We start from the raw sequence: 25,292 nt of genomic DNA, 5'->3' as shown, positions 1-25,292 counted from the left end.
CGCGCATCGCGGCGGGATGCGTGGCATGGCCGCCGCTGCAAACGACCGCGGCCGGCAGGCGCCGGCCGCGATGCAACACAGGCAACGAGCCGGCCGCGGTGCCGTCGAAGGCGCCGCGCCGGCCGTATCCGCTTACTGCGGGCCCATCTTCCTGATCAGCACGTCGAGTTCGGCCATTTCGGCGTCGGTCAGGTCGACGAGCGGCGCGCGCACCGGGCCCGCGTCGTGGCCGACGAGCTTCGCGCCCGCCTTCACGATGCTGACCGCGTAGCCCGCGCGACGGTTGCGGATCTTCAGGTACGGCAGGAAGAATTCGTCGATCAGGCGGCCGACCGTTGCGTGGTCGTCCTTCGCGATCGCTTCGTAGAACGCCATCGCCGTCTTCGGGATGAAGTTGAATACGGCCGACGAGTACACCGGCACGCCGAGCGCCTTGTACGCGGCGGCATAGACTTCGGCCGTCGGCAGGCCGCCGAGGTACGCGAAGCGGTCGCCGAGGCGGCGGCGGATCGTGACCATGCTCTCGATTTCGCCGACGCCGTCCTTGAAGCCGATCAGGTTCGGGCAGCGGTCGGCGAGGCGCTCGAGCATGTCGGCATTCAGCTTCGAATTCGCGCGGTTGTACACCACGACGCCGATCTTCAGCGCGCGGCACACCTGCTCGACGTGTTCGGCGATGCCTTCCTGGCTGGCTTCGGTCAGGTAGTGCGGCATCAGCAGCACGCCGCTCGCGCCGAGGCGCTCGGCTTCCTGCGCATATTCGATCGCGACGCGCGTGCCGCCGCCGGCGCCCGCCAGGATCGGCACCTTGCCCTTGCAGGTTTCCGTCGCGACGCGGATCACGTCCGAATACTCGCGCTGCGTGAGCGAGAAGAATTCACCGGTGCCGCCGGCCGCGAACAGCGCGGTCGCGCCATACGGCGCGAGCCATTCCAGACGCTCGGCATAGGTGGTCGGGCGGAAGCTGCCGTCCGCGTCGAAGTCCGTCAGCGGAAACGACAGCAGGCCGTGAGAGATGATCTGTTTGAGTTCTTGCGGTGAGGTCATGGTTGGGTCGTCCGTCTAGCGCGAGGGCTGGGTTCGTCGGGTACGCCATCCGAGCCATATTGGCGATGTCGTTGTATGTCATCGTACAACGCAGGAAAGCGCAGCGCAAGCGGTTTGCCGGCGGGTAAAGGGTAGGGTCTTTCCGGATAAGGGTTTACGCAGCATCGCGGGTTGACGTCGAATGTCATATGATGACTAACGATTTGGCTGATAGCCTCCCAGGAATTCCAATGACTGCTTCCCCCCTTTATATCCGCGTGCACCCGGACGACAACGTTGCGATCGTCGTCAACGACGGCGGCTTGCCCGAGGGCGCGACGTTCGCCGACGGCCTGACGCTGCGCGAAGGCGTGCCGCAAGGGCACAAGGTCGCGCTGGTCGACCTCGCGGCCGGCGACCCGATCGTCCGCTACAACGTCGTGATCGGCTACGCGCTCACGGAGCTGCGTCGCGGCAGCTGGGTCAACGAGCGCACGATGCGCATGCCCGAGCCGCCTGGGCTCGATGACCTGCCGCTCGCCACGCGTGCGGCGCCGCCGCTGGCGCCGCTCGAAGGCTATACGTTCGAGGGCTTTCGCAATCCCGACGGTTCGGTCGGCACGCGCAACATCCTCGCGATCACGACGACCGTGCAGTGCGTGTCGGGCGTAGTCGAGCATGCGGTGAAGCGCATCAAGGACGAACTGCTGCCGCGTTACCCGAATGTCGACGACGTGGTCGGGCTCGAGCACACGTATGGCTGCGGCGTCGCGATCGATGCGCCCGATGCCGACATCCCGATCCGCACGCTGCGCAACATCAGCCTGAACCCGAACTTCGGCGGCGAGGTGATGACGGTGAGCCTCGGCTGCGAGAAGCTGCAGCCCGAGCGCCTGCTGCCGCCCGGCGCGATTCCGCTGGCGGCCGACGGCGCGACGGACAACGGCGGCGTCGTGTGCCTGCAGGACGCCGCGCACGTCGGCTTCAACTCGATGATCGACTCGATCATGACGATGGCCGAATCGCATCTGGAGCGACTGAACCGCCGCCGTCGCGAAACCTGTCCGGCGTCGGATCTCGTCGTCGGCGTGCAGTGCGGCGGCAGCGATGCGTTCTCGGGGCTGACCGCGAACCCGGCGGTCGGCTTCGCGGCCGACCTGCTCGTGCGCGCGGGCGCGACGATCATGTTCTCGGAAGTGACCGAAGTGCGCGACGGCGTCGCGCAGCTCACGTCGCGCGCGGCGAACGAGGACGTCGCCCGCGAGATCATCCGCGAGATGGACTGGTACGACCGCTACCTGCAGCGCGGCCGCGTCGATCGCAGCGCGAACACGACGCCCGGCAACAAGAGGGGCGGCCTGTCGAACATCGTCGAGAAGGCGATGGGTTCGATCGTGAAGTCGGGCAGCGCGCCGATCGCCGGCGTCGTGCGTCCCGGCGATCGGGCGCGGCAGAAGGGGCTGCTGTACGCGGCGACGCCCGCGAGCGATTTCATCTGCGGCACGCTTCAGCTCGCGGCGGGGATGAACCTGCACGTTTTCACGACCGGCCGCGGCACGCCGTACGGCCTTGCGCAGGTGCCGGTGATCAAGGTCGCGACGCGCAGCGATCTCGCGCGGCGCTGGCACGACCTGATGGATCTCGACGCGGGGCGGATCGCGACCGGCGCGGCGTCGATCGAGGACGTGGGCTGGGAGCTGTTCCGGCTGATGCTCGACGTCGCGAGCGGCAAGCGCCGCACGTGGGCCGAGCAATGGAAGCTCGCGAATGCGCTGACGCTGTTCAATCCGGCGCCGGTGACCTGACGCGCGCGATTGCAACGGCAGACGATGCGGGCGCCTTCGGGCGCCCGTTTTTGATTGCGGCGACGCGATTTCCTTACCTCGAACGTAATCGACCGCCCATGCGAGGCCGGCGACGATGGCGGCACGCGAACACGAAATGTCCGCGGCGCTGTCCTCCCTTCATCCAGACCAGGAGCCTCGCATGAACACCGCTCAAACCGTCCAGTCCGCACACGCCGACCTGATCGACCGCTATTTCGACGCGTGGAACGAGCCCGACGTCGCGCGCCGGCGCGCGCTGATCGATGCGACCTACGCGAGCGACGCGACCTATCGCGATCCGCTGATGGCCGGCGACGGCCACGCGGGCATCGACACGATGATCGCCGCGGTGCAGGCGCGCTTCCCCGCGTTCCGATTCCGCCGCACGACCGACGTCGACGGATTCGGCCAGCATCTGCGCTTCTCATGGGCGCTCGTGTCGCCCGACGGCGCGGCGATCGTGAAGGGTTCGGATTTCGGCACCGTCGATGCGTCGGGCCGCCTGAAGTCGGTCACGGGTTTCATCGACGAAATGCCGGGCGCGGCGTCGTGACGTGAGCGATGCATGCCCCGCGGCCGCCGGGATCGGGTAACTTATGCCATTCGTTCCCGATCCCGGAGACTTGCCCACATGCTGAAGAATCTCGATCCGCTGCTGCACGCCGACATCCTGCACACGCTGCGCGCGATGGGCCACGGAGATGAAGTGGCGATTTGCGATGCGAATTTTCCGGCGGAATCCGTCGCCGAACACACGGTGGTGGGTCGCGCGCTGCGCATCGACGGCGCCGACTCGGCGCGCGTCGCGCGCGCGGTGCTGTCCGTGTTGCCGCTCGACACGTTCGTCGAGACGCCGGCGTGGCGGATGGAAGTGGTCGGCGACCCGGCCGCGGTGCCGCCCGTGCAGCGCGAAGTGCAGGCGGAAATCGATCGCGCGGAAGGGCGCGCCGTGCCGCTCGTGGGCGTCGATCGATTCGCGTTCTACGAACGCGCGCAACAGGCGTATGCGGTGATCGTCACCGGCGAGCTGCGCGGCTACGGCTGCTTCCTGTTCAAGAAAGGCGTGCTGCTGAGCGACGCCGGTTAAGGCTCGTTCCCTTTATTCGCGGCGGCGGCCGGGCGTCGTTCTTCGTGGTGCCGTCATGCCTGCGTCGCCGCTGCGGTGTAAAGATTTGCTACAACCTTTTTCTTGGACACCGCGAAAAGACCCTCTATGCTGGCCCATTTGCCGCGGGCCCGACAGGGCCGCGCGGCTCCGAACCGCGCGGGCACGCCTCGCGCGGACGGCCGAATTGCATACGAGGAGAGAGGCATGACGCGTTCCGTCGATTCCGGCGTCATTTTTTTCGCACGCCTGGCGCTGGCGGCGTTGTTCTTGTGGGGCGGCGTGATGAAGCTGCTCGGCTACAGCGATTTCATCGGCTATCTGCATGGGCTGAACGTGCCCTATCCGCAGGTCACGGGCCCGGTCGTCGTCACGATCGAAGCGCTCGGCGGCCTGCTGCTGATCGTCGGCTACAAGGTGAAGCCGCTTGCATTGCTGATGGCGTTCTATACGGTCGCGACCGCGATGGTCGGACACAATTTCTGGGACGCGACCGACGCCGCGGTCCAGCACGACATGGTGATCCACTTCTGGAAGAACATCGCGATCGCCGGCGGCTTCCTGCTGCTGTTCGTGACCGGCGCGGGCGGCGCGAGCATCGACGCGCTGCGCCGGCCGAGTTCGTCGTACGGCGCGCTGCGCTGAGTCGAACCGGGCAGAACGGCGCGACGCTCGCACGTCGCGCGTCGCGCTGAACCAAATCAAAAGGGCCGAACCCCGCACATCGCGGGATTCGGCCCTTTGTTCATCCAGCCGGCGCATGCGCGCCGGGGTTCAGCGCGCGTCCTTCAGGTCCTTCGCATCCTTCGAGAACTGCACGGCGATCGCGCCGAGCACGCAAATCGTCGCGACGTACACGACCGGCGCGAGCGGGTTCGACTTCATCATCAGCGACACGATCACCGGCGTCAGGCCGCCGAAGATCGCATACGCGACGTTGTACGAGAACGAGATGCCCGAGAAGCGCACGACGGCCGGGAAGCTTTTCACCATCACGAACGGCACCGCGCCGATCGTGCCGACCGCGAAGCCGGCGATCCCGTAGTACAGCGGCAGCGTCGACGCGTCGGCCGCGACCTGCGCGAACAGCAGGTAGTAGCACGCGGCCAGCACGAGGCCGCCGATGCCGAGCACGCGCTTCGCGCCGATCCAGCCCGCGAGCGAGCCGGCGGTGATGCAGCCGGCCGTCAGGCACAGCGTCGCGATGCTGTTCGCGAACAGCGTGGTCGCGGGCGTCAGGTGAAACTGCTTCTGCAGCAGCGCGGGCGTCATCAGGATCACGACGACGATCGCCGCCGACAACATCCACGTGAGCAGCATCGACACGATTACCGCGCGGCCGTGGTCGCGCAGCACGGCCTTCAGCGGAATCTCGGCCGCGAGCGCCTTCTTCGCCTTCATCTCGGCGAACACCGGCGTCTCGTGCAGCCAGCGGCGCAGGTACACGGAGAACAGGCCGAACACGCCGCCGAGCAGGAACGGAATGCGCCACGCGAACGCGGTGACTTCGGCGCCCGAGTAACGGCTGTTGATGCCGGCAGCGACCAGCGAGCCGAGCAGGATGCCGGCCGTGAGGCCCGCGGTCAGCGTGCCGCACGCATAGCCGATGTGGCGCGACGGCACGTGCTCCGACACGAACACCCATGCGCCCGGCACTTCGCCGCCGACTGCCGCGCCCTGCAGCACGCGGAACAGCAGCAGCAACACCGGCGCGAGGATGCCGATCGAGTCGTAGGTCGGCAGCAGGCCCATCAGCAGCGTCGGCACCGACATCATCAGCACGCTCAGCGTGAACATCCGCTTGCGGCCGAACAGGTCGCCGAAGTGCGCCATGATCACGCCACCGAGCGGGCGCGCGAGATAGCCGGCCGCGAAGATGCCGAACGTCTGCAGCTGGCGCAGCCAGTCGGGAATGTCGTGCGGGAAGAACAGCTGTCCGATCGCGGGTGCGAAGAACACGAAGATGATGAAGTCGTAGAACTCGAGAGCGCCGCCGAGTGCGGCAAGGCCAAGAGTTTTATAGTCGCTGCGCGTGAGCGCGCGTTCGGCGGCGCGAGGCACGCCGCTCAATTCGGAAGCTTGCATGGTCAGGACGATCGGTTTTCGAATGTTGTTGTCGGTGCTGCGTCTCCAGAACCCGCTATCGGCATGGACTGGCAAGGCGCGGCTTGCGTCGTCGAGCGTGTGCCGAGCGCCGGATGGGCACGCGACACGCACCGTCGCACCGGGATGGGGCACGACGCAGACGAAGCGTCAAAGCGGGTGGGGGGATTCTACAGGAGCGCGAAATGCGTGCGCGCGGGGGCGCGCCGAGGAATGCTTCGGACTTCGTCGGGACGAAACGCGCGCGGCGCGGCAGGCGGGTGAACCGCTTGCCGCGCCGCGCGCGTGACAGGGGCTGCTCGATCAGTTGCCGGCGATCGTGTCGACCGGCTTGAACGCGCCGTGCTCGACCTTGTAGATCGTCACCGGCGCATCTTTCAGGTCGCCCTTCGCGTCGTACGCGATGCTCGGCGCCGACACGCCCTTGATCGACACCTTGCCGAGATACGGCGTGTAAACCTTCGGGTCGGTCGAGTTTGCATCCTTCATCGCGGTGAGCAGCGCGATCGTGCCGTCGTACGAGTAGGGCGAATAGGTGATCACGTCTTCATTGAAGCGTGCCTTGTAGCGCGATGCGTAGCCGGCGAAGCCCGGCATCTTTTCCTTCGGCAGGCCGCCCATATAGACGATCGCGCCTTCGGCCGCTTCGCCGCCGACCTTCAGGAACGTCGGCGAGCGCGACATCTCGCCGGTCACGAAGGCGGCCTTCATCCCGAGCTGGCGCATCTTGCGGATCATCGGCGAAGACTGCGCGTCGCCGCCGCCGTAGAAGATCGCGTCGGGGTTGATGCCCTTCAGGTTGGTCAGGATTGCAGAGAAGTCGAGCGCCTTGTCGTTCGTGAAATCACGCTTGACGATGGTGCCGCCGGCGGCCTGCACGGCCTTCGCGAATTCGTCGGCGATGCCCTGGCCGTAGGCCGTGCGGTCGTCGATGATCGCGATGCGCTTGAAGCGCAGCGTCTTCACCGCGTATGTGCCGACGATGCGGCCCGCTTGCGCGTCGCTCGTCAGCAGCCGGTAGGTCGTCTTGTAGCCGCGCGCCGTGTATTGCGGCGACGTCGCCATCGAGATTTGCGGCAGCCCCGCGCGATCGTACAGGTCGGACGCCGGAATGCTCGTGCCCGAGTTGAAGTGGCCGATGACGCCGCGGACGTTGTCGTCGATCAGCCGTTGCGCGACCGTCGTGCCGGTGCGCGGGTCGGCCTGGTCGTCCTGCGAGTCGAGCTGGAACGTGACCGGCTGACCGCCGATCGTCGGATGCGTCGCGTTGAAATCGGCGATCGCGAGCTGCACGCCCTTCTGCATGTCCGTGCCGTAGTTCGACTGCGGCCCCGTCAGCGGTGCGGCGAAACCGATCTTGACGACGTCGGCGGCGATGGCGTGTGCGCCCGACAGTGCGCAGGCAGCGGCCAGCGCGACGTGCGATACCTTCAGCTTCACTTTCACTTCCCCTTGATGGCGTGGTTGGGCCGCCGCCGGCCAGCGGGCCGGTGCGGTAAACCGGGCGAGACGTATCGGTCCGCAGGCCGTTGCGACAGCCTTGCGGTGTGTGCCATGCGCCGCGCGGGTTGTGCCGGAATCGGCGTGCGCGGCGTCGGCGGGATGTCGTCTCGTAACCGTTGATCGAAGTCTAGGTAGCGAAAATGCGCGCGTCTTGCGCGTTCGATGCGCGGCCGGCGACGATTTCGGCATATCGTCGATAACCCTGATATGTGCCGAAATCGTCATGTGGAATGCGCAATCGCGCCAAGACGCGACACGCCGGCATTTCTAGGATGGCGGGTCCGGGCGCGGGTTGTCGCGGCGCCAGCGGGGTGCATCGATATCGCCGACGTTGCCGACGGATGCCCGGCGCCATGCAGCGGGCCGATGCGAAATCGGCGCCCCCGACAAGCGCGCCGCAGTGGTTGCGCGCACAACCGCACGGCGTACGATGCGCCGACGTATGCGGCCCCCCGATCGTCGCTGATCGTCGCCGATCGGCGGCGCGTTGCGCGGACCGCCGTTCATCGGGCCGCCCGATCGCTTGTCCGAGATCGCCACGACGTGTTCTCGAGCGCGCTCCTATAATCGACGCCATCAGCCACTCCCTTCGCCAATGCCGGGATGACGACCTTTCTTGCCGCACCGCCCATGAGCCTGTCCGATACGCTGCGCTACCAGCCCGACAACGCCGATCTCGGCGCGATGCTCGCGCACTTCCGCCTGCTCGAGCCGGTGTTCGACGCACTGCCCGACGTCGCGTTCTTCGTGAAGGACGCGAACGGCCGCTACGCGCTCGTCAACCGCACGCTGGCGATGCGCTGCGGCTACAAGGACAAGCGCGACCTGCTCGGCAAGACGACCGACGAGGTGTTTCCGCGCCGCTTCGGCCGGACCTACTTCGAACAGGACATGGCGACGATCACCGCCGGCCAGCAGCTGATGGACCAGCTCGAGCTGCATCTGTATCCGGGCCGCCAGCCGGGCTGGTGCCTGACCTGCAAGGAGCCGCTGCGCGACGCGGCCGGCAAGGTGGTCGGTCTCGCGGGCATCTCGCGCGACCTGAAGGCGCACGAGGGATCGCATCCGGCCTACAGCAAGCTCGCCGACGTGGTGCAGCACATCCAGGATCACTACGTGCAACCGCTGAACCTGAAGCAGCTTGCGCAGATGGCCGGGATGTCGGTCGCGCAGCTCGAACGCTACTTCCACAAGGTGTTTCACCTGACGCCGCGCCAGGTGCTGCTGAAAACGCGGCTCGACGCGGCCACGGCGCTGCTCGTCACGCACGACAAGGTGACCGACGTCGCGGCGCTATGCGGTTATACGGATCACAGCGCGTTCACGCGCCAGTTCAAGGCGACGGTCGGCATGACGCCGACGGAATACCGGCTGATGCTGCAGGACCGGGCAGGGTGAAGTGACGCGCCGGGCGCGCCGGCGGGTCTGAAGGATCGGGGCGGTGCGAGAGTACGAAGCGGGGAAAGGAAGCGGGAAAGCGGCGGCTCAGCGGTAGCCGAGGCCTTTCAGGACGGCCGTGCCGTCCTCGGTCAGCCGGAAGCTCGGTGCCGTGTCGGCGTCGAGCTTGATCATCTCGACGAGGCCGGCTTCCTGCAGTGCGGGCAATTCGGGTTTGGCGTTCGCGCCGATCGGTGCGTGCAGCAGCACGAGCAGCGTCGCGATTTCATGATGGCTGAGCAAACGGCGCAGCATCGTCTTTTTCACAGGGGGGGCGGCCGGGCGGCCCGCGGGTGCATCTACGGCGCTCATCGCTGTCCTCCTTTTCGAGATATCCGTCGGGTACTGGTTGCGGATGGTGCCGTCGAAGACTTAAGCGATTCTTAAAACCGCGGTGGCCGGGCCGATGCTGCAGTGCGGCGTGCGTTACCGGATGTAACCTCCGCCCGGCGGCGGTTTTCGGCGCCGAGCCGCCGGCCTTGCCGGGCGGGGCGCCGCCGCGGTATTCACCACGACGGTGCGTCCGCGCGTCGCACGTCGCAGGGTCGACGTAGTTTTCTCGTTCGATTCGCCCCTGCGCGACATTCGCTTGCTCCCTTATTTCCTGCGCTGGGCTTGCGCGGCGAGCCGCACGGCCGCGTTGGCCGCGCCGTAGCCATCGTAGCCGCCGCGCCGCTCGACGATTTCGAGCGAGAAGCGGTTGTCGACCAGTTCCGTATACGCATGCAGGAATTCGCCGCCGTCGTCGTCGCGGTCGTACAGCAGATGGTGGGCGCTCAGCGTGTCGATCAGCTCGTCCGGCAGCGCGTAGCGCGCGGCGAGATCGTCGTAATAGTTCGGCGGAATCCGCAGGAACGGCACGCCGTCGGCCGCGAACGCGGCGACCGTCTTCACGATGTCGTCGGTCCGGAACGCGACGTGGTTCAGCCCCGTGCCGTGATAGCGGTCGAGCGATTCGGCGACGGCCGTATGGCGGTCGACCGACGCATTCAGCGCGATCCGCACCGAGCCGTCGGCGCTGCGCACCGCGCGGCTGCGCATCAGGCCGTACGGATCGGGCACGAGCCAGCTGCGCTCGGCCTCGAAGCCGAAGGCGGTCTTGAAGAACAGGATCCACGTATCGAGCGCGTCGGCCGGGAGCGCGAGGCAGACGTGATCGATGCCCGTCAGCGGGCCGACCTCGCTGGGGCCGTCGATGTCGGTCAGCACGAAGTCCGATTCATACAGCGTTGGCGCGTTCGGCGTCTCGTCGACGAAATATTCGAGGCTGCCGTCCGGCGCCTGCACGCCCGGCAGCACGCGCTCGTTCGGGCCGACGCGCCCGGAAAACGGCGCGTAGCCGAAGCCAGCCGCGCGTTCGAATGCCACTTTCGCATCGTCGACGCGGAACGCCGACGCGCACAGCGACAACCCGTGCTGCTGGAAGAACGCGTCGGCGAACGAGTCGCGCTCGGCGTTCAGCACGATCGACGCGGCGCCGTGCTGAAACAGCGTCACGTCCTTCGATCGATGACGGCCCGCGAGCCGGAATCGCATCCGGCCGAGCCATTCGCCGACGGTGGCTGCCGCCTGCGCGTCGACCGCGAATTCGATGAACTGGAACCCGACGTGCGCGGGCGGCGCCGGCGGCGCGAACAGCGGCTGGCCGGCGGCGGGCGCGCGGCCGTCCTGCGCGAGCCTCGCGCGCGTCAGTTCTTCCAGATAGAGCAGCGAGCGGTGGCCGTCGGCGGCCGTGATCGCGGTCGGTGCGGCGCGGAAGCCGTCGTTGAAGATTTCGAGCGACAGCGGCCCCGTATAACCGGACTCGATCACGCGGGCCGTGAAGCGCGCGAGGTCGAAGTCGCCCTGGCCGGGAAACGAGCGGAAGTGGCGGCTCCATTCGATCACGTCCATCGCGAGCTTCGGAGCGTCGGCGATCTGCACGAACGCGATCCGATCGCCCGGGATGTCGGCGATCGCGTCCGGCGAATCGTCGAGCGACAGCGTATGGAAGCTGTCGAGCGCGAGGCCGAGATGCGGGCTGTTCACCGCGTTCACGAGCTGCCATGCGTGGCTGTACCGGTTCACGACGCGCCCCCACGCGAGCGCCTCGTACGCGGCGACCACGCCGGCCTGGCGCGCGGCTTCGGCGAGCGTGCCGAGCTGGTCGACCAGCAGCGCGTCGTCCGCGATCGTGTCGGGCGCCACGCTGCTGCACACCAGGATGCGGTCGGTGCCGAGCGCGTGCATCACGTCGAACTTGCGGCGGATGCGGTCGAGATTGCGGGCGAGCTGGGCCGGGCTCACGCCCTCGAAGTCGCGAAACGGCTGGAACAGCACGATGTCGAGGCCGAGATCGGCGGCCATGCGCCGCACGTCGGCGGGCGATCCATCGAAGTAGACGAGGTCGTTCTCGAAGATTTCGACGCCGTCGAAGCCGGCGGCCTGGATGGCGGTGAGCTTCTCGGCGAGCGTGCCGGACAGTGACACGGTGGCGATCGAGCGCTGCATGGGCGAATCCTGCGGGTGAGCGGGGCGTGGCGTCGGCCGGATCGGGCCGGAATGAACCAGTCGTTGAACGACCTGCGGGCGCCACATCCCGAATTTACTAGGGGAGTATGGCGAATTATACAAACTAACTAGATGGTACAAATTAGCGAAAACCCGAAAAGACATTGCGCTTGCGCAAGCGCACACTAGCGCCAAATCTTGACGTCAAGGGGCGAAGTCGGCTAGCGATGCGCCCCCGTTTTAGGAGCAGAAACACCATGAGCAAGCACAAGGTGCTGGTGCTGAACGGCCCGAACCTGAATCTGTTGGGGACCCGCGAGCCCCACATCTACGGCGCGGAAACCCTTGCCGACGTCGAGCAGCGCTGCCGCACGGCGGCCGAGGGGCTCGGACTGGAGATCGACTTCCGCCAATCGAACGCCGAGCACCAGCTGATCGACTGGCTGCACGCCGCGCGTCACGATACGCACGGCATCGTGATCAACCCGGCCGCGTATACGCACACGTCGGTCGCGCTGGCCGACGCGCTGTCCGCGATCGCGAAACCCGTGATCGAGGTGCATATCTCGAACGTGCATCGTCGCGAGGCATTCCGTCACCACTCGTATGTGTCGGCGGTGGCCGAAGCCGTGATCTGCGGCTGCGGCACCGAAGGCTACGTATTCGCGCTGCAGCGCCTGTCGACCCTTTTTGCGCAGGGAGCCGCACGATGAGCCGCCCGTCTTTTCTGATCGGCCTGATCGGCCAGGGCATCGGCGGTTCGCTGTCGCCCGCGATGCATGAGGAAGAAGGTTTCCGCCAGGGATTCGGCTACGTGTACCGGCGCATCGATCTCGACGTGCTCGGCGTGACCGCCGACGCGCTGCCGGAGCTGCTCGATGCCGCGCAGCGGATGGGCTACAACGGGCTCAACATCACGCATCCGTGCAAGCAGCGCGTGATCGAGCACCTCGACGCGCTGTCGGACGACGCGCGCGCGCTCGGCGCGGTGAACACGGTGCTGTTCAAGGACGGCAAGCGGATCGGCCACAACACCGACTGGTCGGGTTTCGCGAAGTCGTTCCGCCGCGGGTTGCCCGACGCGTCGCTCGAGCGTGTCGTGCAGCTGGGCGCGGGCGGCGCGGGTGCGGCCGTCGCGCATGCCGCGCTGCAGATGGGCGCCGCCGAATTGACGATCTTCGACGTCGACGGCACGCGTGCCGTCGCGCTCGCGGGCGAGCTGCAGCAGCGCTTCCCGGCCGCCCGGGTCACGCCGGGCAGCGATCTCGCGGCCGCGATGCAGGCCGCGACCGGCCTGATTCATTGCACGCCGACCGGCATGGCCAAGCATCCGGGCCTGCCGCTGCCGGCCGAGCTGCTCCGCGCGGGAATGTGGGTCGCCGACATCGTGTATTTCCCGCTCGAAACCGAACTGATCCGCGCGGCGCGCGCGGCCGGCTGCGCGACGCTGCCGGGCGGCGGGATGGCCGTGTACCAGGCCGTCGATGCGTTCGAGATCTTCACCGGACGAACGCCGGACGACGAGCGGATGTTCGAACACTTTCAGTCGCTCGTCGCACGCTGACCCTTCTACCGACTAGCTGAAAAATAGACCAGGAGACAACCATGCAGCACACCACCCACACGAACGCCGCGTCCGCGGCGGCCGGTACGGTCCGGCGGACCTCGGCGCGCTACAAGATCCTCGCGCTGCTCGCGATCGGCACGATGATCAACTATCTCGACCGTACCGTGCTGGGGGTGGCTGCGCCGCAGCTCACCAAGGAGCTCGGCATCAACGCGGCGGTGATGGGCATCATGTTCTCCGCGTTCTCGTGGACGTACGTCGCGATGCAGGTGCCCGGCGGTCTGTTCCTCGACCGCTTCGGCAGCAAGATCACTTATTACTGGTCGATGACGCTGTGGTCGCTGTGCACGCTGCTGCAGGGCTTCGTGCCCGGTGTCGGGACGCTGCTCGCATGCCGGCTCGGCCTCGGCGTGACGGAAGCGCCGTGTTTCCCGACCAACAGCCGGGTCGTCGCGACGTGGTTCCCGCAGAACGAGCGCGCGATGGCGACCGGCACCTACACCGTCGGCGAGTACATCGGCCTCGCGTTCTTCAGCCCCGTGCTGTTCGCGCTGATGGGTGCGTTCGGCTGGCGCTCGCTGTTCTGGGTCGTCGGCGCGGTCGGCATCGTGTTCGGTCTGGTCTGGTGGAAGTTCTATCACGAGCCGCGCAACCATCCGGCCGCTAATTCGGAAGAGCTCGCGTACATCGAAGCGGGCGGCGGTCTCGTGCACGGCGCGCGCAAGGACGGAGACAAGGGCGGCAAGCCCGCGCAGGCCAAGTTCAGCTGGTCGATGGCCGGCCGGCTGCTGAAGAAGCGCCAGCTCGCGGGTATCTGCCTCGGCCAGTTCGCCGGCAACTCGACGCTCGTGTTCTTCCTGACCTGGTTCCCGACCTATCTCGCGACCGAGCGCCATATGGGCTGGCTGAAGATCGGCTTCTTCGCGATCATGCCGTTCATCGCCGCGTCGGTCGGCGTGATGTTCGGCGGGATATTCTCCGACTGGCTGCTGCGCCGCGGCAAGTCCGCGAACCTCGCGCGCAAGCTGCCGATCATCGCCGGCCTGCTGCTCGCGTCGACGATCATTCTCGCGAACTACGTGCAAAGCAACGAAGCCGTGATCGCGATCATGTCGGTCGCATTCTTCGCGCAGGGGATGGCCGCGCTCGGCTGGACGCTCGTGTCCGACATCGCGCCGGACGGTCTGCTCGGCGTGACCGGCGGCATCTTCAACTTCGCGGCGAACCTCGCGGGCATCATCACGCCGCTCGTCGTCGGCTTCATCGTCGCATCGACCGGATCGTTCGTCGGCGCGCTCGTGTTCATCGGCGTGATCGCGCTGATCGGTGCGCTGTCGTACATCTTCGTCGTCGGCGACATCAAGCGGATCGAACTGTAAGTACCGGCTCCACGCACTCTCGGTGCGTTCGCCCGGCGACCTGTGGGTCGCCGGGCTTTTTTGTTTCTGCGTTCCCCGCTTGCGGGCCGTGGCATGCGTCAGCGCTCACGCGCGCTGCACGGCAATCCCGAGCGATTCGACCGCGAGCGCGATCGCCGCGACCGCACGCCGGATGTCGCCGGCATCGATCGCGCCGATGCAGCCGACGCGGAACGTCTCGCGTTGCGTCAGTTTGCCCGGATACAGGATGAAGCCCGCGTCGCGCACCGCGTCGTAGAAGCGGCGGAAATCGTAGGCCGGATGGTCGGGCGCATGGAACGTGACGATTACCGGCGCCTGCACGCTGGCGTCGAGGAACGGCGTGAAGCCGAGCGCGCGCATCGATTCGATCAAGGTCCGGCAGTTCTCCGCATAGCGCGCGCCGCGCGCGGGCTGGCCGCCTTCGGCCAGGTACTGGTCGAGCGCGGCGCGCAGCGCGGCGATCACGTGGGTCGGCGGCGTGAAGCGCCACTGGCCCGTCTTGCGCAGGTAGGCGTACTGATCATGGAGATCGAGCGCGAGCGAGGGCGAGTTGCCTTCGCACGCGTCGAGCGCGTCGCGCCGCACGATGGCGAACCCCATCCCCGGTACGCCTTCCAGGCACTTGCCGCTCGCCGAGATCAGCGCGTCGATCCCGCTGTCCGCCAGCGCGATCGGCAACGCGCAGAATGAACTCATCGCGTCGACGATCAGCCGCTTGCCGTGCCGGCGGCACGCGGCCGCGATCGCGTCGAGCGGATTCAGGATGCCGGCGCTCGTTTCCAGATGCACCAGCGCGACGTGCGTGATGCGCGGCTCGCGCGCGAACGCGGCTTCGATCGCCGCCGGGGCGACCGCGGCGTCCTCGCCGAACGGCAGCGCGATCGCCTCGATGCCGAGCCGGCCGAGGATTTTCAGGATGCGCGCGCAATACGCGCCGTTGTCCGGCACCAGCACGACGCCGTCGCGCGGCACCAGCGTGCCCAGCGCGGCCTCGACCGAAAACGTGCCGCTGCCTTGCATCGGCACGCACACGTATTCGTCGCCGCCGCGCGCGATCGTGACGAGATCCGCGCAGACGCTGGCCGTCAATTGATTGAAAGCGGCGTCCCACGAGCCCCAGTCATGTTGCATTGCGTGGCGTGTTGTGGCGGACGTGGTGAGCGGGCCGGGCGTGAGCAGAATCGGGGCGGGCATGGCTTTTTCTCCAGCAGAGATCGGACGAAACGCCGGGTTGGCATTTCTGGGCGACTTGCATGATATTGGCGAAATGTGTCATTTTGTGGAAATTGTGGCGCGCGTCACGGCGTTGTCATCGAACGCTGTGATCCTTCGGTTGCCGCGCGAGACCACCTGCAGCGCGGCAGCGAGGCAGGCCGGTCGTCGGTCTGTCCGACTGAAAGGAGCCGGATCGTGCCCCGGCCGTTTGGTGTTCCGCCTACGGAGAAGTGAGATGACACTGCAGAATTCCTCGCGCGCCGCTGCCGGCGCGTTCCGCAAGCTCGCGCTGGCCGCCTGCGCCGCCGGTCTGCTGCAAGGCGCCGCGATGCCCGCGCATGCGGCGAACGCGGTCGTGCTGTATACGGCGGACGGTCTCGAGAATCTCTATCGCGATGTGCTGCCGGCGTTCGAGAAGAAGGAAGGCGTCAAGGTGAACATCGTGACGGCGGGCAGCGGCGAGGTCGTCAACCGCGCGAACATCGAAAAGAACTCGCCGAAGGCGGACGTGATCGTCACGCTGCCGCCGTTCATCCAGCAAGCCGGCCAGATGGGCCTGCTGCAGCCGTACCAGAGCGTCAACTACAAGAACGTGCCGGCGATCGCGAAGGCGGAAGACGGCACGTGGGCGACGTTCGTGAACAACTACTTCTCGTTCGCGATCAACCCGGACGTCGTGAAGAACCAGCCGAAGACGTTCGCGGACCTGCTGTCGCCGGCCTACGCGGGCAAGGTCGCGTACTCGAACCCGGCCACGGCCGGCGACGGGATGGCCGTGCTGATCCTGACGACGTCGCTGATGGGCGAGGACAAGGCGTTCGACTACCTCGCGAAGCTGTCGCAGAGCGTGAAATTCCACACGAAGGGCACGGGCTACCTGAACGTGCTGCTGTCGCGTAACGAGATCAGCGTCGCGAACGGCGACCTGCAGATGGATCTCGACGACGCCGAGCACGGCGCGCTGGCCGTCAAGCCGATCTTCCTGGCCGCGAAGGACGGCGACCAGCCGACCACCTTCCAGCTGCCGTACGGCATCGGCCTGATCAAGAGCGGCCCGAACCAGGACGCCGGCAAGAAGCTGATCGACTACCTGATGTCGACGGACGTGCAGTCGAAAGTGCCGGACATGTACGGCATCCCGGGCCGCACGGACGTGCCGCTGGCCGGCAAGAACGGCGAAGCGGTCAAGAAGGCGATCGCGGGCGTGAAGCTGATCCCGGTCGACTGGGCGCAGGTGATGGCGAAGAAGCCGGTGTGGATCGAGCGCTGGAAGAAGGACGTGATCGGCAGCTCGGGCAAGCAGCTCGACGTCGTCAAGCCGAAGTGATCGGCACACGCCGCCTGTATTAGCGAGCAAGAGGATGAACCCGGTGGAAACCACCCTGACCCATCCCGGCGCATTCGGCGCCGCCGAACCGCGCGCCACGCTGCGGTCCGGCGCGCCGGGCGGCGTGCAGATCGAACACCTGAGCGTGCGCTACGGCGCACGCACGGTGCTGGAAGATCTGTCGCTGTCGATCGGCGCCGGTGAATTTCTGACCGTGCTTGGCAAGAGCGGCTGCGGCAAGACTACGCTGCTGCGCTTCATCGCCGGGTTCGTGAAGGCCGATGGCCTGACCGGCACACTGACCGTGGCCGGACGCGACCTGACCCATGCGCCGCCGCACAAGCGCAATCTCGGTCTGTTGTTCCAGAATTACGCGCTGTTCCCGCACTTGTCGGTGTTCGAGAACGTCGCATTCGGGCTGCGCGCGCGCGGGATGGCCTCGTCGGAAGTGACGCGCCGCGTCGCCGACGCGCTGAAGCTCGTGCAGCTCGGCGAGGCCGGCCACCACCTGCCCGCGCAACTGTCGGGCGGGATGCAGCAGCGCGTCGCGCTGGCCCGCGCGCTCGTGATCGAGCCGGACGTGCTGCTGCTCGACGAACCGCTGTCGGCGCTCGACGCCAACCTGCGCGCGTCGGTGCGCAGCGAGCTGAAGGCGCTGCACGAGCGCCTGCCGAACCTGACCGTCGTCTGCGTGACGCACGACCGCGACGACGCGCTCGTGCTGTCCGACCGCGCGCTGCTGATGCGCGACGGCCGCATCGCGCAGCTCGGCACGCCGCAGCAACTGTACGACGCGCCGCGGGACGGCTACGTCGCGCGCTATCTCGGCCCGGCCAACCTGCTGCCGCCGCACGTGATCTTCCCGCTCGGCGACCCGCGTCACGACGTGCGCGGCAAGGTCGCATGCGTGCGTCCCGAGCGCCTGACCGTGATGCCGCTCGCGGCGGGCGGCCTGCACGGCACGGTGTCGTCGGTCGAATGGCAGGGCGCCGACCTGTCGATCGCGGTCGTGATCGACGCGGCACCCGACGAGCCCGTGCGCGTCACGATGCAACGCGGCCGCGGCGCGGCTCCCGAGCGCGGGGCGCGCGTTTCCCTGCATTGCGAGGCAGACGATGTCGTCCTTATCGCGCCCTGAAGCCGGCCTGCCGCCGCACGTGCTCGCGTCGGCCGCCGCGCATGCCGCCGCCGCGCGGCGCCGCAAGCGCGTGGGCGATCTGCACCTCGCCGCGCTCGCGATCGTCGTGCTCGGCCCGCTCGTCGTCTATCCGCTGGTGCGGCTCGTGCTGCTGAGCGTGTCCGGCGATCACGGGCTGAGCTTTGCCGCGTACCGGACGTTCTTCGGCAACCCCGATACGCGCAACGTGCTGCTGACGACCGTCGGCGTGCTGTTCGCGAGCGCCGGCACGGCGTCGGTGCTTGGCGTGCTGCTGGCCGCGCTGCTGTTCTTCAAGCCGTTTCCGGGCGCATCGCTCGTCACGCGCTTCCTGGAACTGTACGTCGCGTTCCCGTCGTTCCTCGTCGCGTTCACGCTGATCTTCCTGTACGGCTCGCAAGGCTCGATCAGCATCGCGCTGCAGCACCTGTTCCATCTCGAGACCCCGCCGCTCGATTTCCTGTTCGGCATCGGCGGCGTGATTCTCGCGCAGACCGTGTTCTATACGCCGTTCGTCGTGCGGCCGACGCTCGCGTCGTTCGCGACGCTCGACCTGCGCCTGATCGAGGCGGCACGCAGCCTCGGCGCGTCCGGCTGGATGCTCGCGCACCGCGTCGTGCTGCCGATCGCGTGGCCGGGCATCGCCGCCGGCACCGTGCTGTGCTTCCTGCTGACGCTGAACGAGTTCGGCATCCTGCTCGTGCTCGGCAGCGCGCGGCTCGTGACGCTGCCGGTCGCGATCTACAGCAGCGCGACCGTCGACCTCGACCTGCCGACCGCGTCGGCCGGCGCGGTCGTGATGCTCGCGCTGTCGCTGGCGCTTTATGCGGTTTATCGCCGGGTAAACCGGCGTGCGACGGGAGGGAACGATGTCCGCTGAATTTCGTATCGGGCAAGCCGTGCCGCGCCATCGGATCGGCTGGGGCGACACGCTGCTCAAGCATGCGTCGCGCGCGGCGCTTGCGCTGGCCGCGTTCGCCTGCTTCTGGCTGTTCGTGCTGCCGGTCATCGTCGTTGCACTGTCGAGCGTGTCGACGCAGTGGTCGGGCACGATCCTGCCGGCCGGCTACAGCATGCGCTGGTTCGAGCGGCTCGGTTCGCCAGAATATGACGCGCTGCTGACGAGCCTCGAGATCGGCTTCGGCGTGTCGGCGATCGGCACGATCCTCGGGCTGTGGCTCGCACTCGCGCTCGAAGGGCGCGACCGGCGCGACCGGCGCGGCTTCGGCGCGCTGGTCGATGCGCTCGTGATGGTGCCGAACGGCGTGCCGAGCGTCGTGCTCGGGCTTGCGGTGCTGATCGCGTATCACCAGAAGCCGCTCGACCTGTCGAGTTCCGCCGCGATCGTCGTGCTCGTGCAACTCGCGCTGATTCTGCCGTTCTGCTATCGCTGCGCGGCCGCCGCGCTGCGCCCGGAGCTGACCGTGCTGCGCGAAGCCGCGGCGAGCCTCGGTGCGCCGCCCGCGATGGTGCTGCGCCGCGTACTGCTGCCGCAACTCGTGCCGGCGCTGCGCGCGAGCCTCGCGCTCGGCTTCGCGCTGTCGCTCGGCGAACTCGGCGCGACGCTGACCGTCTACCCGCCGGGTTTCGCGACCGTGCCGATCGTCGTGATCGGTCAGGTCGAGCGCGGCTATTACCTTCCGGCATCGGCGCTGTCGCTGCTGATGCTCGGCGCGTCGCTCGCGGCGCTGCTGCTGATCGCCGCGCGGGTGCCGCGCGGCAAGCGGGCGGCATCATGAACGCCGCGTTCGCATTGCGGCAGCCCGGCGAGCAACCGGCCGCCGGCAAGGTATCGGCGGATCTCGCGGGGCGTTCCGTCGACGTCAACGGCCGGCGCTACCGGCTGCCGGTCGAACCGACCGTCGTCGTCTGCGTCGACGGCTGCGAGTACGATTATCTCGAGCGCGCGGTGGATGCGGGCGTCGCGCCGTTCATCGGCAGGATGATCGCGGAAGGCACGGCCTGGCGCGCCGACTGCGTCGTGCCGACCTTCACCAACCCAAACAATCTGTCGATCGTTTGCGGCGTGCCGCCGGCGGTCCACGGGATCTGCGGCAACTACTTCTGGGATCCGGCCGCCGACGGCGGACGCGGTGCCGAAGTGATGATGAACGACCCGGCCTACCTGCGCGCCGGCACGCTGCTCGCGGCGGCGTCCGACGCCGGCGCGCGGGTGGCCGTCGTCACGGCGAAGGACAAGCTGCGCCGGCTGCTCGGCTGGCAGATGAAGGGCATCTGTTTTTCCGCCGAGAAGGCCGCGCAGGCGAATCTCGCGGAAAACGGGATCGTCGACGTGCTCGACTGGGTTGGCCTGCCGTCGCCCGATGTGTACAGCGCGGCGCTTTCCGAATTCGTGTTCGCGGCCGGCGTGCGGCTTGCGCAAACGCGCCAGGTCGACCTGATGTACCTGTCGACCACCGATTACGTGCAGCACAAGTGCGAGCCCGGCAGTGCCGGCGCGAACGCGTTCTACGCAATGATGGACGGCTATCTCGCGCAGCTCGACGCGCTCGGCTGGGCGATCGGGCTCACGGCCGACCACGGGATGAACGCGAAGCACGATCCGGCAACGGGCCGCCCGAACGTGATCTATCTGCAGGACGCGTTCGACGGCTGGTTCGGCGCGCGGGCCGCTCGCGTGATCCTGCCGATCACCGATCCGTACGTCGTGCACCACGGCGCGCTTGGCTCGTTCGCGACCGTCTACCTGGCACCCGGCGTCGACCGGACCGAAGCGATGTGGCGCGTTGGCGGGATCGACGGCGTCGAGCTCGTGCTCGACAACGCGGAAGCCTCCGCGCGCTTCGAGCTGCCGGCCGACCGGATCGGCGACCTCGTCGTGATCGCACGGCGCGACATGACGCTCGGCACGCGCGAGCGCGAACACGACCTGTCCGGCCTGACCGTGCCGCTGCGTTCGCACGGCGGCGTGTCCGAGCAGGAAGTGCCGTTGCTGTTCAACCGTCGGATCGAGCGGGACGATCCTGTACGTCGTCCGCGCAATTTCGACGTCTTCGATTTCGTGCTGAACCGGGTCGCGTCATGATGGCTCATCCCCGACAGGATCACCCCGCCTTTCGCGCCGAGGCGCTGCGCTGGTGCGGCACGCGTGCGACGCGCGACCGTGTTCTCGACGTCACCGATCCGTATACCGGCACGCGTGTCGGCACGGTGCCGCTGGCGAGCGTCGATGACGTGCGCGCCGCGTTCGACTACGCGATGGCGTACCGGCCGGCGCTCACGCGCTACGAGCGTTCGCAGATTCTCGAACGCGCGGCGGCGTTGCTGCGCGAGCGTACCGAGGAGGCATCCGACCTGATCACGCTCGAATCGGGATTGTCGAAACGGGATTCTCGCTACGAGATCGGTCGCGTTGCCGACGTGCTGAAGTTCGCGGCGGTGGAGGCGCTGCGCGACGACACGCAGAGCTTTTCGTGCGACCTGACGCCCCACGGCAAGGCGCGCCGCGTGTTTTCGCAGCGGCAGCCGCTCGACGGCGTGATCGTCGCGATCACGCCGTTCAATCATCCGATGAATCAGGTCGCACACAAGATCGCGCCGGCGATCGCGACCAACAACCGCGTGATCGTGAAGCCGTCGGAGAAGGTGCCGTTGTCGGCGTTCTATCTGGCGGACCTGCTCTACGAGGCCGGCTTGCCCGAGCCGATGCTGCAGGTACTGACCGGCGACCCGCGCGAAATCTCGGACGAACTCGTCACGCATCCGCACGCATCGCTGATCACCTTTACGGGCGGTGTGTCGATCGGCAAGGCGATCGCCGCGCGGGCCGGCTATCGGCGCATCGTGCTGGAACTCGGCGGCAACGATCCGCTGATCGTGCTCGACGACGCCGATCTGGAACGTGCCGCATCGCTGGCCGTGCTCGGCTCGTACCGGAATTCGGGGCAACGCTGCACGGCCGTCAAGCGGATCCTGGTACAGCGCTCGATCGCGCCGGCGTTCACCGAGTTGCTCGTCGAGAAGACACGCGCATGGAAATATGGCGATCCGTTCGATCCCGCGAATGAAATGGGCACGGTGATCGACGACGCGGCGGCGCGACTGTTCGAGGCGCGGGTCGGCGAGGCGGTCGCGCGGGGAGCGCGCCTGCTGATCGGCAACGTGCGTCGCGGGGCGCTCTATTCGCCGACCGTGCTCGACAACGTCGATCCGTCGATGACGATCGTGCGCGAGGAGACCTTCGGCCCCGTCTCGCCCGTCATCGCGTTCGACACGATCGACGACGCGATCCGGATCAGCAACGGCACGGCGTTCGGGCTGTCGTCGGGTGTCTGTACGGACAGTACGGCCGCGGTCGTGCGGCTCGTGAACGAGCTGAACGTCGGGACGGTGAATGTCTGGGAAGTGCCCGGATACCGGATCGAGCTGTCGCCGTTCGGCGGGATCAAGGATTCGGGGCTCGGCTATAAGGAAGGCGTTCAGGAAGCGATGAAGAGCTTCACGAACCTGAAGACGTTTTCGCTGCCTTGGGAGTGAGCGGATGGCACTGACGGTGGAAGAGATTCACGGGCTGTATCGCGAGCACGGTCACGTCGCGTATAGCGGCGAACCGGTCACGCAGCTGGAGCATGCGTTGCAGAGCGGGTTGCTGGCGGAGGAGGCGGGCGCCGACGACGCATTGGTTGCGGCCGCGTTCCTGCACGACCTGGGGCATCTGCTGAATCGGCAGGGCGAGACGCCGAGCGCGCGGGGGATCGACGACCTGCATCAGTATTACGTGCTGCCGTTTCTGCGGCCGCTGTTCAACGAGGCGGTGCTGGAGCCGATCCGGTTGCACGTCGACGCCAAGCGTTGCCTGTGCCGCACGGACGCCGGCTACTTCGGGAGCCTGTCGCCGGATTCGGTGCGCAGCCTCGCGCTGCAGGGAGGCATCTTCAGTGAAGAGGAAACGGCGGCGTTCCTGCGGCGCCCGTTCGCGGAGGACGCTCTGCGCCTGCGCCGCTGGGACGATACCGCGAAGGAAGAGGGCAAGGTGACGCCTGGTCTCGATCACTATATGGAGATAGTGGCGCGTCAGGCGCGTGTGGCCTGACGCTTCGGCTGCCTCTATATAAGGCCCCGCACGCGGTAGCGTGCGGGGCCTTATATTTTTTCGAGAAGCCCCTTGCGCGATCGCCGGGAGCTGCTTAGAATCACGCCTCTTTCGCGCTAACGGAAACGCGGCGCGGAGGAAGAAGGGAAGCGGTGCGGACGCGGGTGGTGGTAGAACCCCGGCGCACACGAAGTTGAACCCCGGTCGTCGCAACGAAGCAGTTCAGAAAGTTGTTGACGGGCTGAAAAAGACGGTTCATAATCTCGCTTCTCTGCTGCTGAAAACGCAGCGCTGCTGAGAAACTCCAGGTTTCTCGCAGAAACGCTCTTTAAAAATTAACAGCCGATAAGTGTGGGCGCTTGATGGCCGCGAGCTGATCCTCGGATCAGAAAGCGAAAGTATCAAGAGTCTCACACTAAAGTAAGTCAGGTTTATGAAGTGATTCATATTCCTGTCAGCTTTGAGTGAGCGACCGGTTCTTAACCGAACCGAAAACAGTAACAGGTTTAAACTGAAGAGTTTGATCCTGGCTCAGATTGAACGCTGGCGGCATGCCTTACACATGCAAGTCGAACGGCAGCACGGGTGCTTGCACCTGGTGGCGAGTGGCGAACGGGTGAGTAATACATCGGAACATGTCCTGTAGTGGGGGATAGCCCGGCGAAAGCCGGATTAATACCGCATACGATCTACGGATGAAAGCGGGGGACCTTCGGGCCTCGCGCTATAGGGTTGGCCGATGGCTGATTAGCTAGTTGGTGGGGTAAAGGCCTACCAAGGCGACGATCAGTAGCTGGTCTGAGAGGACGACCAGCCACACTGGGACTGAGACACGGCCCAGACTCCTACGGGAGGCAGCAGTGGGGAATTTTGGACAATGGGCGAAAGCCTGATCCAGCAATGCCGCGTGTGTGAAGAAGGCCTTCGGGTTGTAAAGCACTTTTGTCCGGAAAGAAATCCTTGGTCCTAATATGGCCGGGGGATGACGGTACCGGAAGAATAAGCACCGGCTAACTACGTGCCAGCAGCCGCGGTAATACGTAGGGTGCAAGCGTTAATCGGAATTACTGGGCGTAAAGCGTGCGCAGGCGGTTTGCTAAGACCGATGTGAAATCCCCGGGCTCAACCTGGGAACTGCATTGGTGACTGGCAGGCTAGAGTATGGCAGAGGGGGGTAGAATTCCACGTGTAGCAGTGAAATGCGTAGAGATGTGGAGGAATACCGATGGCGAAGGCAGCCCCCTGGGCCAATACTGACGCTCATGCACGAAAGCGTGGGGAGCAAACAGGATTAGATACCCTGGTAGTCCACGCCCTAAACGATGTCAACTAGTTGTTGGGGATTCATTTCCTTAGTAACGTAGCTAACGCGTGAAGTTGACCGCCTGGGGAGTACGGTCGCAAGATTAAAACTCAAAGGAATTGACGGGGACCCGCACAAGCGGTGGATGATGTGGATTAATTCGATGCAACGCGAAAAACCTTACCTACCCTTGACATGGTCGGAATCCTGCTGAGAGGCGGGAGTGCTCGAAAGAGAACCGGCGCACAGGTGCTGCATGGCTGTCGTCAGCTCGTGTCGTGAGATGTTGGGTTAAGTCCCGCAACGAGCGCAACCCTTGTCCTTAGTTGCTACGCAAGAGCACTCTAAGGAGACTGCCGGTGACAAACCGGAGGAAGGTGGGGATGACGTCAAGTCCTCATGGCCCTTATGGGTAGGGCTTCACACGTCATACAATGGTCGGAACAGAGGGTTGCCAACCCGCGAGGGGGAGCTAATCCCAGAAAACCGATCGTAGTCCGGATTGCACTCTGCAACTCGAGTGCATGAAGCTGGAATCGCTAGTAATCGCGGATCAGCATGCCGCGGTGAATACGTTCCCGGGTCTTGTACACACCGCCCGTCACACCATGGGAGTGGGTTTTACCAGAAGTGGCTAGTCTAACCGCAAGGAGGACGGTCACCACGGTAGGATTCATGACTGGGGTGAAGTCGTAACAAGGTAGCCGTATCGGAAGGTGCGGCTGGATCACCTCCTTTCCAGAGCTTCTCGCAAAATTGAGCGCTCACGCTTATCGGCTGT

Annotated in this window: 21 protein-coding genes and 1 rRNA gene; 16 read left to right on the top strand and 6 right to left on the bottom strand. The window is 66.4% G+C overall.

All coding sequences use genetic code 11. The annotated features are described in order from the left end of the window. Nucleotides 1-132: 132 nt before the first annotated feature. Nucleotides 133-1,047 carry a 5-dehydro-4-deoxyglucarate dehydratase gene (kdgD, locus tag WS49_RS12275; RefSeq protein WP_059528402.1) on the bottom strand — a complete coding sequence of 305 codons (915 nt, stop codon included), beginning with the start codon at nucleotides 1,045-1,047 and terminating at the stop codon, nucleotides 133-135. A 230-nt stretch (nucleotides 1,048-1,277) separates the two neighbouring features. Here kdgD and garD point away from each other — a divergent pair, with 230 nt between their 5' ends. From garD to WS49_RS12255, 4 genes are all read left to right on the top strand, one after another. Next, on the top strand, nucleotides 1,278-2,831 hold the full coding sequence (garD, locus tag WS49_RS12270) for a galactarate dehydratase (RefSeq protein WP_059528399.1): 1,554 nt from the start codon (nucleotides 1,278-1,280) through the stop codon (nucleotides 2,829-2,831). A 181-nt stretch (nucleotides 2,832-3,012) separates the two neighbouring features. Continuing rightward, the gene (locus tag WS49_RS12265) at nucleotides 3,013-3,405 is read left to right on the top strand and encodes a nuclear transport factor 2 family protein (RefSeq protein WP_059528396.1); all 393 of its coding nucleotides are present in this window, start codon (nucleotides 3,013-3,015) and stop codon (nucleotides 3,403-3,405) included. Between the two features lie 78 nt (nucleotides 3,406-3,483). Next, complete coding sequence (locus tag WS49_RS12260; RefSeq protein ID WP_059528393.1) at nucleotides 3,484-3,939, top strand: RbsD/FucU family protein; 456 nt, start codon at nucleotides 3,484-3,486, stop codon at nucleotides 3,937-3,939. A gap of 225 nt (nucleotides 3,940-4,164) precedes the next feature. Beyond that, nucleotides 4,165-4,602, top strand: coding sequence for a DoxX family protein (locus tag WS49_RS12255; protein ID WP_059528390.1), 438 nt, complete (start codon nucleotides 4,165-4,167; stop codon nucleotides 4,600-4,602). A 129-nt stretch (nucleotides 4,603-4,731) separates the two neighbouring features. On the opposite strand, the gene WS49_RS12250 is transcribed toward WS49_RS12255, so the two are convergent. Together WS49_RS12250 and WS49_RS12245 are read right to left on the bottom strand one after the other, a co-directional pair. Next, nucleotides 4,732-6,042, bottom strand: a complete 1,311-nt coding sequence (locus WS49_RS12250) for an MFS transporter (protein ID WP_059528387.1) — start codon at nucleotides 6,040-6,042, stop codon at nucleotides 4,732-4,734. 321 nt (nucleotides 6,043-6,363) lie between these two features. Continuing rightward, the gene (locus tag WS49_RS12245) at nucleotides 6,364-7,500 is read right to left on the bottom strand and encodes a branched-chain amino acid ABC transporter substrate-binding protein (protein ID WP_059529087.1); all 1,137 of its coding nucleotides are present in this window, start codon (nucleotides 7,498-7,500) and stop codon (nucleotides 6,364-6,366) included. Between the two features lie 666 nt (nucleotides 7,501-8,166). On the opposite strand from WS49_RS12245, the gene WS49_RS12235 reads away from it, so the two are divergent. Continuing rightward, the gene (locus WS49_RS12235; RefSeq protein ID WP_059528381.1) at nucleotides 8,167-8,961 is read left to right on the top strand and encodes an AraC family transcriptional regulator; all 795 of its coding nucleotides are present in this window, start codon (nucleotides 8,167-8,169) and stop codon (nucleotides 8,959-8,961) included. An 87-nt stretch (nucleotides 8,962-9,048) separates the two neighbouring features. On the opposite strand, the gene WS49_RS12230 is transcribed toward WS49_RS12235, so the two are convergent. Beyond that, nucleotides 9,049-9,312, bottom strand: coding sequence for a hypothetical protein (locus WS49_RS12230; RefSeq protein WP_059528378.1), 264 nt, complete (start codon nucleotides 9,310-9,312; stop codon nucleotides 9,049-9,051). Between the two features lie 285 nt (nucleotides 9,313-9,597). Further along, nucleotides 9,598-11,490 (bottom strand): bifunctional sugar phosphate isomerase/epimerase/4-hydroxyphenylpyruvate dioxygenase family protein, encoded by a 1,893-nt coding sequence (locus tag WS49_RS12225; protein ID WP_059528376.1) that lies wholly within the window; start codon nucleotides 11,488-11,490, stop codon nucleotides 9,598-9,600. A 257-nt stretch (nucleotides 11,491-11,747) separates the two neighbouring features. Here WS49_RS12225 and aroQ point away from each other — a divergent pair, with 257 nt between their 5' ends. From aroQ to WS49_RS12210, 3 genes are read left to right on the top strand one after another with little or no spacing between them, the layout of a single operon-like run. Next, on the top strand, nucleotides 11,748-12,203 hold the full coding sequence (aroQ, locus tag WS49_RS12220; RefSeq protein WP_059528374.1) for a type II 3-dehydroquinate dehydratase: 456 nt from the start codon (nucleotides 11,748-11,750) through the stop codon (nucleotides 12,201-12,203). Beyond that, the gene (locus WS49_RS12215; protein WP_059528372.1) at nucleotides 12,200-13,054 is read left to right on the top strand and encodes a shikimate dehydrogenase; all 855 of its coding nucleotides are present in this window, start codon (nucleotides 12,200-12,202) and stop codon (nucleotides 13,052-13,054) included. The genes aroQ and WS49_RS12215 overlap by 4 nt, the downstream gene beginning before the upstream one ends. A 41-nt stretch (nucleotides 13,055-13,095) precedes the next feature. Then, nucleotides 13,096-14,436 carry an MFS transporter gene (locus tag WS49_RS12210; RefSeq protein WP_059528370.1) on the top strand — a complete coding sequence of 447 codons (1,341 nt, stop codon included), beginning with the start codon at nucleotides 13,096-13,098 and terminating at the stop codon, nucleotides 14,434-14,436. A 105-nt stretch (nucleotides 14,437-14,541) separates the two neighbouring features. Here WS49_RS12210 and WS49_RS12205 read toward each other — a convergent pair whose 3' ends face one another. Then, complete coding sequence (locus WS49_RS12205) at nucleotides 14,542-15,651, bottom strand: 2-aminoethylphosphonate--pyruvate transaminase (RefSeq protein ID WP_059528368.1); 1,110 nt, start codon at nucleotides 15,649-15,651, stop codon at nucleotides 14,542-14,544. Nucleotides 15,652-15,907: 256 nt separating this feature from the next. On the opposite strand from WS49_RS12205, the gene phnS reads away from it, so the two are divergent. The 8 genes from phnS to WS49_RS12165 all read left to right on the top strand — a co-directional run bounded on the left by phnS (nucleotide 15,908) and on the right by WS49_RS12165 (nucleotide 25,249). After that, entirely contained in the window at nucleotides 15,908-16,999 is a 1,092-nt protein-coding gene (gene phnS, locus WS49_RS12200; protein WP_059528366.1) for a 2-aminoethylphosphonate ABC transporter substrate-binding protein, read from the top strand. Between the two features lie 34 nt (nucleotides 17,000-17,033). Beyond that, a complete protein-coding gene (gene phnT, locus WS49_RS12195; RefSeq protein WP_059528364.1) occupies nucleotides 17,034-18,137 on the top strand; it encodes a 2-aminoethylphosphonate ABC transport system ATP-binding subunit PhnT in 1,104 nt (367 codons plus the stop codon). Continuing rightward, nucleotides 18,115-19,035 (top strand): 2-aminoethylphosphonate ABC transporter permease subunit, encoded by a 921-nt coding sequence (locus tag WS49_RS12190; protein WP_059528362.1) that lies wholly within the window; start codon nucleotides 18,115-18,117, stop codon nucleotides 19,033-19,035. The genes phnT and WS49_RS12190 overlap by 23 nt, the downstream gene beginning before the upstream one ends. Then, nucleotides 19,025-19,894, top strand: coding sequence for a 2-aminoethylphosphonate ABC transport system, membrane component PhnV (gene phnV, locus WS49_RS12185; RefSeq protein ID WP_059528361.1), 870 nt, complete (start codon nucleotides 19,025-19,027; stop codon nucleotides 19,892-19,894). The genes WS49_RS12190 and phnV overlap by 11 nt, the downstream gene beginning before the upstream one ends. Further along, on the top strand, nucleotides 19,891-21,201 hold the full coding sequence (phnA, locus tag WS49_RS12180) for a phosphonoacetate hydrolase (RefSeq protein WP_059528359.1): 1,311 nt from the start codon (nucleotides 19,891-19,893) through the stop codon (nucleotides 21,199-21,201). The genes phnV and phnA overlap by 4 nt, the downstream gene beginning before the upstream one ends. Continuing rightward, nucleotides 21,198-22,652: a phosphonoacetaldehyde dehydrogenase gene (gene phnY, locus WS49_RS12175; RefSeq protein WP_059528356.1), complete on the top strand. Its 1,455-nt coding sequence runs from the start codon at nucleotides 21,198-21,200 to the stop codon at nucleotides 22,650-22,652. The genes phnA and phnY overlap by 4 nt, the downstream gene beginning before the upstream one ends. A 4-nt stretch (nucleotides 22,653-22,656) precedes the next feature. Beyond that, nucleotides 22,657-23,208, top strand: a complete 552-nt coding sequence (locus WS49_RS12170) for a phosphonate degradation HD-domain oxygenase (protein ID WP_059528354.1) — start codon at nucleotides 22,657-22,659, stop codon at nucleotides 23,206-23,208. Between the two features lie 508 nt (nucleotides 23,209-23,716). After that, nucleotides 23,717-25,249 (top strand): 16S ribosomal RNA (locus WS49_RS12165). The last annotated feature ends 43 nt before the right edge of the window (nucleotides 25,250-25,292 follow it).

This window comes from Burkholderia sp. RF7-non_BP4, assembly GCF_001521935.1.
GTDB lineage: Bacteria > Pseudomonadota > Gammaproteobacteria > Burkholderiales > Burkholderiaceae > Burkholderia > Burkholderia diffusa.
The sequence above is the reverse complement of the archived record's forward strand: the minus strand, read 5'-3'. Positions and strand labels throughout refer to the sequence as shown.